Source organism: Variovorax sp. KBS0712 (genome assembly GCF_006323185.2).
Classification (GTDB): domain Bacteria; phylum Pseudomonadota; class Gammaproteobacteria; order Burkholderiales; family Burkholderiaceae_C; genus Variovorax; species Variovorax boronicumulans.
This window is the reverse complement of sequence record NZ_VCCD02000002.1, coordinates 446,333-461,101: the sequence shown is the minus strand read 5'-3', so window position 1 is coordinate 461,101 and position 14,769 is coordinate 446,333. Positions and strand designations below refer to the sequence as shown.

The following is a 14,769-nucleotide window of genomic DNA, read 5'->3' as shown; positions in this document are numbered from 1 at the left end:
CAGCGAACCCTGTCTTTGCACGCGCCGTTCCAATGCCCCAGAAAGACAAAATCGCGCCCCCGATGAGCAAGAAGTTTTCGCAGCTGAGCCAGAAACTTTGGCTGCAAGCGCAACCTTTTTCACCGGAGACAACCCCATGAACTTCCTCGACGGCCACCTGTATCCCGAGAACCAGCAGCCCCTGATCATCACGGCCGCGCCCTATGCGCCGGGCTGGATTCCCGCCGACTTCCCGGAAGACATTCCGGTCACGATGGAAGAGCAGATCCAGAAGGCGGTCGACTGCTACGAAGCCGGCGCCACCGTGCTGCACCTGCATGTGCGCGAGGCCAACGGCAAGGGCAGCAAGCGCCTGTCGATGTTCAACGAGCTGATCGCCGGCGTGCGCGCGCGCGTGCCCGAGATGATCATCCAGGTGGGCGGCTCCATCAGCTTCGCGCCCGAGGACGACGGTGCCGCCGCCAAGTGGCTCAGCGACGACACGCGCCACATGCTGGCCGAACTCACGCCCAGGCCCGACCAGGTCACGGTGACCGTCAACACCACGCAGATGAACGTGACCGAGCACGCGGGCCTGGACGACTTCAAGGGCCTGTCGCGCGGCGACCCGCGGCTGTATTCGACGTACCGGGACATGATCGTGCCCTCGAACCCCAGCTGGGTGGAAGAGCACATCCGCCGCCTCACGGCCGCGGGCATCCAGAGCGAGTTCCAGTGCTACAACATCAACAGCTTCGAGACCATCGAACGCATGATCCGCCGCGGCGTCTACAAGGGCCCGCTGGTGATGAACTGGGTGGCCATCAGCGGCGGCATGGACCAGGCGAACATCTACAACCTGGCCAACTTTTTGCGCGCCGCACCCGACGGTGCGGTGGTCACGGTGGAGAGCTCGGTGCTCAACGTGCTGCCCGTGAACATGATCGGCATCGCCCTGGGCCTGCACGTGCGCTGCGGCATCGAGGACGTGCTGTGGAACCAGACCCGCACCGGCAAGATGAGCTCGGTCGAGCAGATCAAGCAGCTCGTGCGCATCGCGACCGAGTTCGGCCGCCCCATCGCCACCGCGCAGCAGGCGCGCGAGATCATGAAGATCGGCGTGTTCTACGAGACCACCGAAGAGACGCTGCAGGCCAACGGCTTTGCGCCCAACCGCAATGGGGCGCAGCAGGGCTTCCTGCGCAAGCCGGCCTGATACCGCTTCCACCGCTTCCCGGGGGGCGGTTGACGTACCGACTGGTCAGTCGGTAGACTGAGCCGATCGCGCAGCTCACCGGGCTGCATCGCATCGAACCGAAAGCCCCCGATGAGCGAGAACTTCGCAGCCGAACTCCATCGCCGAGCGACCACGGCTCTGCAGGCCGGGCGCGCCGACGCGCAAGGAGAGGGCGACCGCGTGCCGGTCGGCCAGTACACCGACGAGGCCATCGCACGCGGCGAGCGGCGCTTGCTGCAGCGGCATCCGCAGCCGGTGGCCGCCAGCGCCTCGCTCGCCTCGCCGGGCGCGTGGCTGTCGCTCACGCACACCGGCGTGCCGCTGCTGCTGGTGCGCCAGGAGAGCGGGCAGGTGCAGGCGTTTCTCAACGTGTGCCGCCACCGCGGCGCGCGCGTGGTGCCCGAGGGCAGCGGCAGCGAGGCGCGCGCCTTCGTCTGCCCGTACCACGCATGGACCTACAAGCCCGACGGTGCCTTGCGCGGCGTGCCCGAGTCCTTCGGCTTTCCCTGCCTGAAGCAGGACGAGTCGGGCCTGCGCCGGCTGGCCACGGTCGAGCGCGCGGGCGTGGTCTGGGTCGTGTGCGATCCGTCGCGGGCGGACAGCGACCCCGGCGCGCACCTGGGCGCGCTCATGGACAACCTCGAATCGCTGGCCGGGCTGCGCACGCCCGTGGCCTATGCGCCGCGCACGTACGAGGTCGAGGCCAACTGGAAGCTGCTGGTCGACGGTTCCTTCGAGGCCTACCACTTCAAGGTGGCACACCGCGAGACCATCGCCCACATGTTCCTGCACAACCTGCAGGTGATCGACGAGTTCGACCTGAACCGGCGCCTGTACCTGCTCAAGTCGAAGTTCCAGGAACACCGGCCCGACGCCGCCGGCTTCGACCCGCGCCGCTACGGCAACCTGACCTACTTCTTCTTTCCCAACACGACCATCCTGGTGCAGCCCGACCACGCGCAGCTCAGCATGCTGGAGCCGCTGGGCGCCACGCGCACGCGCGTGCACGAGCTCACGCTGATTCCCGAGGCGCCGGCCTCGGAGAAGGCGACCGCGCACTGGGACGCGAACGTGGCGCTGTACCGCCGCACGCTCGCGGAAGACTACGCGCTGGCCGAATCGATCCAGGCCGGGCTGGCGTCGGGCGCGAACGACGCGCTCAGCTTCGGCACCTTCGAGTACAGCGCGCCGCGCTTCCATGCGCAGCTCGCGCAGCAGGTGGCGGCCATGCCGGCCGCACGCTGACGCGCGAGGGTGTCGCGCGTGCAACAACCAGACCCCAAGACACAAGAAAGAATGGCGCGCATCGCGTCTGATCGCCGGTCGCGTCTTCGCGGCATGCGCTCGTCTGCGTGACGCAATCCAGAACCGCCCGATGGCCACCCTTGCCCCTTCCCGTAAAGAAACGATCCTCGCGCGCGCCGAGCAGCACTTTGCCGACCACGGCTTCCAGGGCGCGTCGTTGTCGGCCATCGCGCGCGACTGCGAGGTCGGCAACCCGGGGCTGCTGCATCACTTCCCGAGCAAGGAGGTGCTGTACCGCGCCGTGCTCGAAAAGCAGGCCGAGGACCTGACGGCGCGCATCTGCAAGCGCGTCGAGGCGGCCCCCGACCTGCCCGCGCGGCTGCAGGCGTTCGTCGCGCTGCAGGTCGAATGGATGCACGCGCGGCCCACGGGCTTCAAGCTCGTCACGCGCGAACTGCTCGACAACGCCGAGCGCATCCAGCATGCGCAGACCCGGCCGCTCGAAGGCTTCCTGCAAGCCAGCCTGGGCCTGGTGGCCGCGGCGCAGGCGGCCGGCCTCGTGCGCGACGACCTGTCGGCCGTGGTGGTGCTCACGCTCATCTTCGGCACGCTGAACTACGCCAAGATGGCACGGCCCACCTTTGCCAAGACCTTCGCCGAGCCTGCGCTGAAGAGCGACACGGCCTGGATGAAGGCGATGGCGCGCGACGTGCTGCGCGTCATCTCGCCGCCCTGATTTTTTTCTCTCTTTCCTTCCCAGCAACCCCGACCAAAGGACGTTCTCTTGAAAACCCGCATCACCGAACTCTTCGGCATCCGCCACCCCATCATCCAGGGCGGCATGCACTACGTCGGCTTCGCCGAGCTGGCCGCGGCCGTCTCCAACGCCGGCGGCCTGGGGATCATCACGGGCCTCACGCAGAAGACGCCCGAGCTGCTGGCGCGCGAGATCGCGCGCTGCCACGAGATGACCGACAAGCCCTTCGGCGTGAACCTCACCTTCCTGCCGACCTTTGCCTCGCCGCCGTACCCCGAGTACATCGCGGCCATCGTCGAGGGCGGCATCAAGGCCGTGGAAACCGCGGGCCGCAGCCCCGAGGCCTACATGCCTGCGCTGAAGGCCGCGGGCATCAAGGTGATCCACAAGTGCACCTCGGTGCGCCACGCGCTCAAGGCCGAGCGCATCGGCTGCGACGCCGTGAGCGTCGACGGCTTCGAGTGCGGCGGCCACCCCGGCGAAGACGACGTGCCCAACATGATCCTGCTGCCGCGCGCGGCCGAAGAACTGAAGATCCCGTTCGTCGCCTCGGGCGGCATGGCCGACGGCCGCAGCCTCGTGGCCGCGCTCGCGCTGGGCGCCGAGGGCATGAACATGGGCACGCGCTTCATCGCCACCAAGGAAGCGCCGGTGCACGCCAACGTGAAGCAGGCCATCGTCAGCGCCTCGGAACTCGACACGCGCCTGATCATGCGTTCGCTGCGCAACACCGAGCGCGTGATCAACAACGCGGGCGTCGAGCGCCTCATGGAGATCGAGCGCGCCAAGGGCGACGCGCTGAAGATCGACGACATCATGGACCAGGTCGCCGGCATCTACCCGAAGGTGATGACCGAGGGCCACATGGACGCCGGCGCCTGGAGCTGCGGCATGGTGGCCGGGCTGATCCACGACGTGCCCAGCTGCGCGGAGCTCATCGACCGGATCATGGCGCAGGCTGACGAGCTCATCGCCAAGCGGCTGGCGGGCATGCTGAGGGGTTGAGCTTTCAGTACGTCACGGTCACCGTGATGGTGCTGCTGTAGGCGCCCGGCGCCACGTACTGAGCGGCCGGAATGCGGCCGTAGACGGTGTGGGGGCGCAGCGTGGTGACGCCACCGAGGGTCGCCAGCGCGCTGTAGCTGTCGCTGACGCTGTTGAGGCCCCAGACGGTGCTGCGCGCGTTGGTGGTGTAGAGGTTGTAGCCCAGCGGTGTGGCACCGACCGGGCCCACCATCTGCCGGCTGGTGATGTTGCCGGCGGAGCCCGCGTCGAGGCTGATCGTGAACGACAGCGTCACCAGGATGCCCAGGCCCGTGACCGTGCCGGCGACGGTCACGGTCGAGGTGTTGTCCTTGGGCGTCGCGACGGCCGGGTCGTAGTTGCCGAAGGCCAGCGCTGTCGCGCTGACGGTGGCGCTGCAGCTGAACACGCCCACGCCCGAGCACGCGGCCATCGACGTGCCCGGGGCCAGCAGCCCCGCCAGCGCCAACGCGGCGGTCAACGCGGGGACGACGGCACGGGTTCGCATCGGTAAGGTCCCATCGAGGGCAGTGCGCCGGCGGCGCGGTCGGGCGCGCCCAGCGTGAAGCGGCAATGCCCGCGCTTCCATCGCGCCTCGAAGCGCTCGTTCGGCTGCGGGTCGTCGACCGACACGAGGCCATGAAAGCCCGACAGCAGCGAGGTGCCACGCGCCGGTCGCATCACGTCGATGCCCGGAGGCAGCGGGCTGCCGTCGGGCAGCAGCACCGTGACGTTCGCCACCGTCTCGCGCGCGATGTCGAAGCTGGCCTGCGCCACGCCCTTGTAGCGCGGCACCACGCGCAGCACGTCGCTGCGCACCTGCGCCTCGATCGGCAGGTCGCCGTTGTCGATGCTGATGTGGTTCGGCTCGTACGCACGCAGGCCCGAGACGACGGCGCGGCCTTGGCTGTCGGTGGTGGTCCAGGGCTGGTTCTCGCGGTAGACCTTCACGCCGGCGGCGCCGGGCACGGTCACGAGCGCGAAGGCGTCGTCCGACTGGCGGGTGGCAAAGCCCACGCCGCCCGCGAAACCCACGGCGCCGCTGGCGCGCAGGCGCACCGCGGTCTGGCCCTGGGCGCGCGCGGCTTCGGCCGTCAGCATGCCGTAGCGACCGCGCCAATCGACCGCGGCTTCGCTGCGCGCGTTCTCGCCGTCGGCGGCGCGCAGCCGGTAGCCCCAGCCGGTGTCGTTGGGCGGCTGCTGCACCCACTCGGCCACGGCCGAGTGGCCGCCCGGCTTCTGATGCTGCACCGAGAGCGTGGCGTGCTGGCGCTCGCCGAGCGTGAAGCTGAGGCTCACGTTCACCGAGGTGATGGAGCGCTTGCCGTCCTGGCGCGTGTGGGCCACCGAGGTGCCGAGCCAGGCGTTGCCGCCCAGGCCGATCGACCAGCTGGCGGTGGTCACGCCGATGTGCTCGCCGGTGTTGTAGCGCAGCCGCGTGTGGCTCGCGCCCAGCGTGCCGTAGCGGCCGAGCGAGCGGCCTGCGAAGAGTTGCGTCTGCGCGTCGGTGTGCACGGGGCTGTCGTGCCAGGCGATCTGCGTGAAGCCGCGGCTGGCCACCTGGCGGCTGACCGAGAAGTTCCATTCGTCGCTGGTGCGCGTGTAGGCGGCGCGCCAGAGGCGGCCGCTGTCGCCGTCCCTGCTGCGGCTGGCGGCGCCGTGCAGCGAGAGCTCGCCGAGCGTGCCCCAGACCCAGGTCACGCCCGCGCCCGCGGTCTGGCTGCGCGAGCTGACCTCGCCGCGCGCCTCGACGGTCACGCCGTCGTTCACGCCGTGGCGCCAGGTGCCGGCGACGAAGGGCGGGCCGTAGTCGAAGCTGCGCTCGCCGTAGCGCAGGCGCGTCCAGCCGGCTTCGAGCGAGTAGTCGGACAGGCCTGCGCGCAGCAGGTTCGAGCTCACGTAGTAGGGCGTGGTCACGGTGCGCTGCACGCCCAGCGCGTCGGTGACGGCGAAGCGCATCTCGCCCGCGCCGGTGAGCACGGGCACGTCGCTGAGCGCGAAGGGGCCGGCGTCCACACGCCGTTGATAGCGCAGCGTGTCGTTCACATACACCTCCACCGCCGACGGCACGGCCGCGCCGCCGCGCAAGGTCGGCATCGGGTAGCTGATGAAGCCGGGCTGCAAGCCGAAGCGGGTGCCGAACTGCACGCCACCGAAACGAAAGGGCGTGGACCATGCGGCGGCCTGCGTGATCGTGTCGCCCACCGTGAGGCGCGTGAGCCGCGCGGGGTCGTCGCGGCGGAAGTAGCTGTCCAGCCGCGTCGTGCCGCGTCCGCCGAACGCGGACTGGCCGGCGACGAGGCTCGTGCCCACCAGGCCCCAGTCGCCCGAGGCTGCCGCATCGAAGTAGCCCGAGGCGCGCGTGCCCTCGCGGTCGTGCTGCAAGGCCAGGTCGTAGTTGAGAAAGGCCCCGAAGGCCGAGGCCGACAGCGGCGGGCGGTCGCCGGCGTGCGCATGCACGGTGCCCAGCGTGAACGCCTCGGCGGGCACGCTCAGGTCCACGCTCTGCGCGCCTTCGTCGAGCTGCAGCTGGGCGCCCGGCAGCGCGCGCAGATCGTAGTAGTTGGTGCCGTCGCGCTGCAATGCCGCGGTGGCAGGCCGCACCAGGCGCCAGGCCGCGAAGTCGGGCGCCGACGCCAGCAGCTGGGCGCCGCGCCGCAGCAGCGGCCGTGGCGCGGGCTGGCTCAGGCCGTTGATGCGCACATCGAGGATCGCGGGCTGCACCTCGCCCGCCACATCAACGGGCGACGTCTGTGCGCAGGCCACGCGCAGGCCCAGCCAGCCGCAGCAGACCCACAAGCTAGCGTGGCGTGGCGGGCGCACGGGGCACGCGCACGGTGGCGCTGGACGACGCCTCGGGGGCATCGGTGGCGGCCTCGATCTGCAGCCGGGTGTCGGGCGGCAGGGTGGGCAGTTCGATGTCGATGCCGGCCGACTGCCCGGCCAGCGCGTACTGCGACAGGCTCTTGCGCAGCAGCTCGGTGCCGTCCTCGCGGCGCACCACGAGCTGCGTGACCTGGATGTGTTCGCTGCCCTGGTTGTCGAACACCAGCCGCCAGGCCGTGCCTGCCGTGCCGGTGGCGCGCCCCGAAGGCTGCAGCGACCATTGCAGCGCGCGGCGCAGCTGCAGCGGCGGCACGAAGATCGGCACGCCGATGCGCAGCAGCGTCTGCACCTTCGCGCCCTCGGCGCCGTCCGCCGGCAGGGCCTGGTCGCGCGGCAGCTGGCGCAGGAAGACGCGGTAGCTGCGCTCGCCGGCGTCGGCCGGCACCTGCAGCCCGAGGCGCACGATCTGCCGCCCGCCCGGCGGCAGGCGGAAGATGGCCGGGTTGACCAGCACGTCGCGCGTGGGTTCGTAGGCATCGCGCCCGTCCTGCTGCGACCACGCCACCACCTCGGCCTGCACGGCGACCTCGGTGTCCTCGGCGTTGCCCATGGTGAGCGAGGCGACCGGGCGCTGCGGCGTCAGCACGATGCGCAGCGGCGCCACGCTGAGGCTGGTGGCCGCGGCGGGAGCGGGAGCAAGGGCGGCCAGCAGCAGGCCGGCCCCCCATGCGACTGGCAGCAGGGCGCGACGCATGCCGTGGCGGCCTGCGGTGAAGGCGGTCAACGGCGCCCTCAATAGGTCAGCGAGACCGTGATCGTGTCCGTGTAGTCGATGGCCGGCGCCGCGGTGTACTGCCCCGTGGGAATCAGGCCGTAGATCGTCTGCGTCTGGGGCGTCCCGTTGCCGACGTAGCCGGTGCCGGCGACGCTGTTGTCCCAGTTGGTCTGGTGCGCGCTGTCCTTGAAGAGGCCGTAGCCCAGCGTGTTGTTGCCGGCGGCCGCCGTGGGGCTGGTCATCAGGCGGTTCGTGATCGTCGCGCCCGAGCCGCCGCCCGCGCTCAGGCCGAGCGAGTAGGGCGTGCCGAAGGTGCAGGTCACGTTGAGGCTGGTGGTGCCGGCCAGCGCGGTGGCTGACGCCGGGTCGTACGGCCCGAACGCCAGCGTGGCCGGCGTGGTCATCAGGCAGGCCTTGAGCACCGTGGCCGTGACCTGGAAGGTCGTGGTCGTCGTGACCGCCTGCGCGGGCAGCAATGTCAACAAGGCACCGACGGGCAGCACGGTACGGGCCAGTGTGCGAAGGAGGGAGCGAGGCTGGTGGCGCATCGGACGGGACCTTTCATCGGTGACTGGAAACCCAGGAACGACAGTGAAAACCCACCCACCGTTTCCAGTAGTGGGCGCCCCCTTTCTAACCAATCTCTCCCCGATGGGACATAGGACGCGGCCCTGTCGTCGACAGCTTGCTACAGATTTTTTCGAGGCCGGGAGAGCTCATGAGTGATTTCGGGCTACAGCCCGGGCCGGACCTAGGTCGGATGTCTTCATGGGGCGCGACCTGTTGTCGCAAGGGGGGGTGCGTGCGGTGTATAGAACCGTTTACATTTACGCTCTTGGGAGTCCCCATCCAACGCCATTGCAACCTTGCCCGCGAGGTCCATCCAACGTGATCGCCGAAATACATGCTGATGCCGCGCCTGCTGGCCTCGCCTCGGGGTTCACCATGGCGTTCCAGCCCATCGTGGACCTGGGCCGGCACGAGATCTATGCGCACGAGGCGCTGGTGCGCGGCCTGTCGGGCGAAGGCGCTGCCGAGGTGCTGGGGCGCGTCGATCCGGTCGACCGCTTCGCCTTCCACGAAGCCTGCCGCGTCAAGGCCATCGAGATCGCCTCGCGCCTGGGCATGAAGTCGCGCCTGAGCCTCAACGTCATGCCCAACGACGTCGCGGGGCAGGCCGAGTGCTTCCGCACCGCCATGGCCGCCGCCAAACGCTGCAAATTCCCCGTGCGCCAGCTGATGTTCGAGATCACCGAAGGCGAGCGCGTGCGCGACCTGCACGGCCTGGCCGACACTTTCCGCGCCTTCAAGCGCCACGGCTTCACCTCGGCCATCGACGATTTCGGCGCCGCCTACGCGGGCTTCGAGCTGCTGGCCGCGTTCCAGCCCGACGTGGTGAAGATCGACCTGAGCCTGATCCGCGGCATCCATGCCGACCCGGTGCGGCTCACCATCGTGCGCGGCTTCGTCGCCACCTGCGACGAGCTGCGCATCCGCGTGATCGCCGAAGGCGTGGAGGCGCCCGAAGAGGTGCGCGCCTTGCGCGAGATCGGCGTGGAGCTGTTCCAGGGCTACCTGTTCGCGCGGCCGGCCATCGCCACGCTGCCGGCGGTGGCGTGGGACGCCGCCGCCTGAGCCTTCCCTGACCTCAGACCTTCTGGGTCAGACGTTGCTGGTCGCGCGCACTTCCTCGAGCGTGGTCCGGCCCGCCAGCACCTTCTCGATGCCGTCCTGACGCAGCGTGCGCATGCCTTCGCGCATCGCGGCGTCCTGCAGTTCCTCGGCGCGCGCGCCGCCCTGCACCAGCCGGCGCAGTTCCCTCGACATCACCATCAGTTCGTGGATGCCCACGCGGCCCCGGAAGCCGGTGTCGTTGCAGTGCTTGCAGCCGGTGCTGGTGTAGCTCTGCAGCTGGCCGTCGCGCCCGTGGCGCTGCACCCATTCGGCGCGCACGGCGTCGCGCGCGGCCGGCGTGTCCTGTGCGCCGAAGGCGTGCATGTAGTCGGCCAGCAGCTCCTCGACCGCCTCGCGCGTCGCCGGGCGGCTTTGCACGCATTGCGGGCACAGGCAGCGCACCAGCCGCTGCGCCAGCACGGCCAGCAGCGAGTCGGCGAAGTTGAACGGGTCCATGCCCATGTCGAGCAGGCGCGTCACGGTTTCGGGCGCGCTGTTGGTGTGCAGCGTCGACAGCACGAGGTGGCCGGTGAGCGAGGCCTCGATGGCGGTCCTGGCGGTTTCGGCGTCGCGGATCTCGCCGACCATGATCACGTCGGGGTCGGCGCGCACGAAGGCGCGCAGCGCCTTGGCAAAGGTCCAGTCGATGCGCGGGTTGACCTGCACCTGGCGCAGGCCCGGCTGCGTGATCTCGATCGGGTCTTCGGCGGTCCAGATCTTGCGCTCGGGCGTGTTGATGCGCATGAGCGCCGAGTGCAGCGTGGTGGTCTTGCCCGAGCCCGTGGGGCCCACGCACAGCACCATGCCGTAGGGCCGGTCGACCGCCTGCGAGAACTGCGCCAGGTTGCGCTCGGACAGGCCCAGCGCATCGAGCGCGATGGGCTTGGCCGAGGCCAGGATGCGCATCACCACGTCTTCCAGGCCGTTGTTGGTCGGGATGGTGGCCACGCGCAGCTCGATGCGGTGCTGCGGCGAGTACTTCGAGAAGTTGATCTTGCCGTCCTGCGGCTTGCGCTTTTCGCTGATGTCCAGGTCGCACATGATCTTCACGCGCGCCACCACCGCGTTGCGGTAGCTGGGCGGCAGCTCCAGGTAGGTGTAGAGCCGGCCGTCGCGGCGAAAGCGGATGCGCGTCTTTTCCTGCCCCGGGTCGCTCTCGATGTGGATGTCGGAGGCGCCCTCGCGGTGCGCTTCGAGGATCATGCTGTTGATCATGCGCACCAGCGAGTTGTCCGACTGCTCCACGGGCGGCTCGCCGGCCGCGGGCGCGGCGGCCGATTCTTCCTTCTCGAGCGTCTTCAGCAGCGTGCTGGTGCCCGTCATGTCGAACTCGAGCGGACGCATCGGGTCGTTCATGTCGACCACCGGGCGCTCGGCCGCCACCTGGCCGACCTTCTCGTAGGCCTTGTGCAGCACGCCGTCCAGGTCCAGGCACTGGCCCAGCACGGGGAGCACCTTCATCTGCGCGATGAACTCCACCTCGTCGATCACCGCATGCCGGTTGACCGGGTCGTCGAGCGCCAGCACCAGGCGCCCACCGTGCAGCATGAGCGGCATCACCTGCAGGCGCCGCGCGGCCTCGTGGCCCACCTTGCGCAGCGCGTCGGCCGCGGCCGGAAACACATGCAGGTTCACCAGCGGGTAGCCCATCTTGCGCACCAGCGCGGTCTGCAACTGGCCCCGGCTCACGACACCCATGCGCACCAGCGTCTCGCCCAGCGGCACCGTGGGCTCGCGCTGCTGCTGCTGCAGCGCCGCGTCGAGTTGCGCCTGCGTGACCATGCCCAGCGACATCAGCGCCTGGCCGATGCGCGCGATCGGCATGCGGCTTTGCAGGTCGAGCTCCTGCACGAGCTGTTCGGGCATGACGACTTCGGTGGCTGCCATGGATGGGTCTCCTGGTGGGGGTGAGGGGGGCGGCGGGCGTGCCGACGCTAACGGTAGAACGCGAAACGGTTGCGGCCCTGCGACTTGGCCGCGTAGAGCGCCGTGTCCGCCCGCGCGAGCAGTTCGCCGGCGCCGACGCTGGCATCGACCGTCTCGACGAACACGATGCCGATGCTCGTCGTGACGTCCAGCCGCCGGCCTTCCACGGGGAACGCCGGCGCCGCGATCTGCGAGACGATCTTGTGCGCCACGCCCGCCACCGCGTCCTGCGAGTGCACGTTCTCCAGCACGATCACGAACTCGTCGCCGGCCAGGCGCACCACCGTGTCGGTCTCGCGCACGCTGGCGCGCAGGCGGCGCGCATATTCGGCCAGCACGCCGTCGCCGGTGGAATGGCCGAGCGTGTCGTTGATGGCCTTGAAGTGGTCGATGTCCAGGAACATCAGCGCCATGCCGCCTTCGGCGCGGCGCACGCGCGACATCGCCGCGGGCAGCTGCTCGTTGAAGGCCAGGCGGTTCGGCAGGCCGGTCAGCACGTCCATGCGCGCCAGCTCGATGAGCTTGCGCTCGGCCTCCTTCAGCGCCGTGACGTTGAAGGTCATGAGGTAGAAGCCCGCCGTGTGGCCTGCCAGGTCCTTGTCGGGAATCAGGTTCACCTGGAAGTGCGCCTCCCGGTCATCGATCGGCACCTGCACCGGGTACTGCGTCGCCCTGCCGGCGAGCACCGTGGGCAGGTGGGGCGTGTGCTGCACGTACACCGCCTCGCCCACGGCCGAGCGCAGCGTCACGCCGTCCAGCGGCGCGCGCTCGTCCAGGCCCGCCATGCGCCGCGCGCGGCTGTTGCCGTACAGGCAGTTCTCGTCGCGGTCGAAGTAGGCGACCAGCGCGGGGATGTTGTCGGTCACGTCGCGCAGGCGCTTTTCCTGCTGCGTGAGGGCGCGGCGGATGTTCACTTCGTCGGTGATGTCGAAGGTCATCGCGAACACGCCGTGCACCATGCCCTCGGCGTCCTGGTCGGGAATGTAGTGGGCCTTGAAGGTGCGGTCGCCGATGCCCAGCGCCGCGTCGCCGGCCTTCTCGACGATCACCGTCTCGCCCGCCAGCGCGCGCTCCATGTGGGGCCGCACCACCGCGAAATCGGCCGCACCCCGCACGGCCGGCATCCACTGGCCGACCAGCGGCTGTCCGTGGTGCAGCGTGCGCACCTTGGCATTGACGAAGGTGTAGTACAGCGCGGCGTCGACATGCGAGACCAGCGCGGGAATGTTGTCGGCGATGGTGCGGATCTGCGCCTCGCTGTGCGCCAGCTCGAGCTCGATGTGCTTGCGCTGCGTGATGTCGAAGGTCATCGCGTAGTAGCCGCACACCCGCCCCTGCGCATCGAGCTCGGGGATGAAGTCGGTCTGGAAGAAGTGCTCTTCCTCGTCGCGGTGCGCGGCGCCGCGCCGCTCGAAGGACACGGCCTCGCCGGCCAGCACGCGGCGCAGGTTGTGCTCGAGCGTCGGGTCGTCGTGCAGGCCGCTCATGCTCTGCACGGGCTGGCCCACCAGCTCCTCGGCGCTGTAGCCCAGCTCCTCGCACAGCCGCGCATTCACGAAGGTGTAGCGGCCCTGCGCGTCGGCGTGCGAGATCATGGCCGGAAGGTTGTCGGTGATGTCGCGCAGGAACTTCTCGCTGGCCTGGTGCTGCTGCATGAGCCGGTCGAAGGTGCGCGAGAGGTCGCCGATCTCGTCGTCCGGGTAGGTGCGCGCCACGGCCGCCTGCGCGGGCGCCGCGTGGGCGTCGAGCATGTGGCGGTGCAGCCCGGTGAGCGGGCGCAGCTGCTGGCGCACCACGGCCAGCGCGAGCGCGCCGGCCAGCAGCGCCAGCACGATGGCGCCGATCCACGCGGTGCGCTCGATGGCGTCGATGCGGGCAAAGGCCTCGTGGCGCGGGTACATCGAGCCCATGATCCAGTCGGCCTGGCGGATGCGCTTGAAGGCGTACAGGCCGGGAATGCCCGCATGGTTCACGCCTTCGATGGTGCCTTCGAAGCCGCCGATCGCGCGGTCCAGGTCGGGCGCGTCGTCGGCCATGGCCATGTTGGCCTGCTTGAGCACGCGGTCGGCCAGCGGGTGGTCGATCACGATGCCGTCGGCGGTGGTGATGAACACGTAGCCCGTCTGGCCGAAGCGCACGTCGGCCAGTTCGCCCAGGATGTTGCGGTCCTTCAGGTTGATGGAGCCCGAGATCACGAACAGCACCCGGCCGGCCGCATCGAGCACCGGCTCGGTGATGGCGACCTGCGCCAGGCCGTTGAGCCGGTTGCGGTAAGGCTCGGAGATCACGCCCGTGCGCGCGGCGACCGTGTCCTTGAAGTACGCGCGGTCCTTCACGTTCACCTTGCCGATCTGTCGCGCGCCGTTCAGGTTGGCGACCAGCTCGCCGTCCGTGTCCAGGAAGGCGACGTTGTCGAACGCCGCCCGCAGGGACTGGTGCTTTTCCAGAAAAGCCTGCAGCGGCGCGGCGTTCGTGATGCCGTGCGAGCCCACGCTCTCGGCGATCGTCTTCAGCAGGATGCGCCGGCTGGCGAACTTCTGCTCCACCGCGCTCGCGATGGCCGACAGCCGCGCGAACTCCTCGTTGGCGATCGAGGCCTGCATGCGGCTCTTGACCAGGTGCAGCGCCACCGTGGCGATGACGAAGGTGGTGGCCAGCACGACGGCCGCAACGCCGACGCTGAGGCGCGTGTTCAGGCTGATGCGGCGTTTCGCGGTCGCGAAGAGTTTCATGGGCGTCGTGCGGGCGGTGCAGCGAAGCGGCGGGGACCACCGGCCGGGCCGGCCATGGGGGCACGGCACACACCCTTCGCGCGTTGCGCAGCTAGTGTGTCAGAAAGTGCGAGAAATGCGCGCCATTGCGGTGCATCTCGCGGGGTTCCTGGGGGGCGGAGTGTTGCGCAGGTGCGCGAGGGAAACCAATCGTATTACTCGACGCGCGGCGGCGGCTCCGATCGGGCGGCCGCGGGCGAGCGCGCCGGCGCGATGAGCACCATCGCGCCGTCCTGCCCGCGCCGCACGCGCAGGCGCGTGCCGTCGAGCAGGCGCTCCAGCGCCGCGTCGGCGGCGATCTTTCCCCTGATGCCCCGGGTCGAGAGGTCCTTGACGTCTTCCATCTTGTAGATGAGCTGCACGCCCGACTGCGCGATGTAGGCGTCGAGCGCGGGCCGCAGCTCGCCGCCCTTCACGTCGAACTCCCGCGCGTGGGCAAAGGCCAGCCCCGTCGCCAGCAGGCCGGCGGCGGCCACGAGGGCAAGGCGGGGGCGGGTGAGCAAGAGGGCAAGGAAGGTGGGGGGCTGCCTCCGGATTCGAATCATGTCGGTCTGTT

At 69.8% G+C, this 14,769-nt stretch carries 12 protein-coding genes; 5 read left to right on the top strand and 7 right to left on the bottom strand.

Annotated features, from left to right (window positions below):
* The first annotated feature begins 136 nt into the window (after nt 1–136).
* From FFI97_RS19020 to FFI97_RS19005, 4 genes are all read left to right on the top strand, one after another.
* Nucleotides 137–1,195, top strand: a complete 1,059-nt coding sequence (locus FFI97_RS19020; protein WP_139702525.1) for a 3-keto-5-aminohexanoate cleavage protein — start codon at nt 137–139, stop codon at nt 1,193–1,195.
* A gap of 111 nt (nt 1,196–1,306) precedes the next feature.
* Nucleotides 1,307–2,461: an aromatic ring-hydroxylating oxygenase subunit alpha gene (locus FFI97_RS19015; protein WP_139702526.1), complete on the top strand. Its 1,155-nt coding sequence runs from the start codon at nt 1,307–1,309 to the stop codon at nt 2,459–2,461.
* A gap of 130 nt (nt 2,462–2,591) precedes the next feature.
* A complete protein-coding gene (locus FFI97_RS19010) occupies nt 2,592–3,197 on the top strand; it encodes a TetR/AcrR family transcriptional regulator (RefSeq protein ID WP_095948777.1) in 606 nt (201 codons plus the stop codon).
* Between the two features lie 48 nt (nt 3,198–3,245).
* Nucleotides 3,246–4,223: an NAD(P)H-dependent flavin oxidoreductase gene (locus tag FFI97_RS19005; protein ID WP_139702528.1), complete on the top strand. Its 978-nt coding sequence runs from the start codon at nt 3,246–3,248 to the stop codon at nt 4,221–4,223.
* A gap of 4 nt (nt 4,224–4,227) precedes the next feature.
* Here FFI97_RS19005 and FFI97_RS19000 read toward each other — a convergent pair whose 3' ends face one another.
* Genes FFI97_RS19000 through FFI97_RS18985 form a run of 4 tightly spaced genes read right to left on the bottom strand, consistent with a single transcriptional unit; the run spans nt 4,228 to nt 8,390 of the window.
* Nucleotides 4,228–4,749 carry a spore coat U domain-containing protein gene (locus tag FFI97_RS19000; RefSeq protein WP_185993661.1) on the bottom strand — a complete coding sequence of 174 codons (522 nt, stop codon included), beginning with the start codon at nt 4,747–4,749 and terminating at the stop codon, nt 4,228–4,230.
* A complete protein-coding gene (locus FFI97_RS18995; RefSeq protein WP_185993660.1) occupies nt 4,719–7,040 on the bottom strand; it encodes a fimbria/pilus outer membrane usher protein in 2,322 nt (773 codons plus the stop codon). The genes FFI97_RS19000 and FFI97_RS18995 overlap by 31 nt, the downstream gene beginning before the upstream one ends.
* Before the next feature lies 1 nt (nt 7,041).
* Nucleotides 7,042–7,851 carry a molecular chaperone gene (locus FFI97_RS18990; RefSeq protein ID WP_139702531.1) on the bottom strand — a complete coding sequence of 270 codons (810 nt, stop codon included), beginning with the start codon at nt 7,849–7,851 and terminating at the stop codon, nt 7,042–7,044.
* A gap of 8 nt (nt 7,852–7,859) precedes the next feature.
* On the bottom strand, nt 7,860–8,390 hold the full coding sequence (locus tag FFI97_RS18985) for a spore coat U domain-containing protein (protein ID WP_070062075.1): 531 nt from the start codon (nt 8,388–8,390) through the stop codon (nt 7,860–7,862).
* A 397-nt stretch (nt 8,391–8,787) separates the two neighbouring features.
* On the opposite strand from FFI97_RS18985, the gene FFI97_RS18980 reads away from it, so the two are divergent.
* Nucleotides 8,788–9,477: an EAL domain-containing protein gene (locus FFI97_RS18980; RefSeq protein WP_062477265.1), complete on the top strand. Its 690-nt coding sequence runs from the start codon at nt 8,788–8,790 to the stop codon at nt 9,475–9,477.
* 27 nt (nt 9,478–9,504) lie between these two features.
* Here FFI97_RS18980 and FFI97_RS18975 read toward each other — a convergent pair whose 3' ends face one another.
* From FFI97_RS18975 to FFI97_RS18965, 3 genes are all read right to left on the bottom strand, one after another.
* Entirely contained in the window at nt 9,505–11,403 is a 1,899-nt protein-coding gene (locus tag FFI97_RS18975) for a GspE/PulE family protein (RefSeq protein WP_139702532.1), read from the bottom strand.
* Between the two features lie 47 nt (nt 11,404–11,450).
* Nucleotides 11,451–14,174 (bottom strand): diguanylate cyclase domain-containing protein, encoded by a 2,724-nt coding sequence (locus FFI97_RS18970; RefSeq protein WP_139702533.1) that lies wholly within the window; start codon nt 14,172–14,174, stop codon nt 11,451–11,453.
* 194 nt (nt 14,175–14,368) lie between these two features.
* On the bottom strand, nt 14,369–14,716 hold the full coding sequence (locus FFI97_RS18965; RefSeq protein ID WP_139702534.1) for an STN domain-containing protein: 348 nt from the start codon (nt 14,714–14,716) through the stop codon (nt 14,369–14,371).
* Nucleotides 14,717–14,769: the final 53 nt, after the last annotated feature.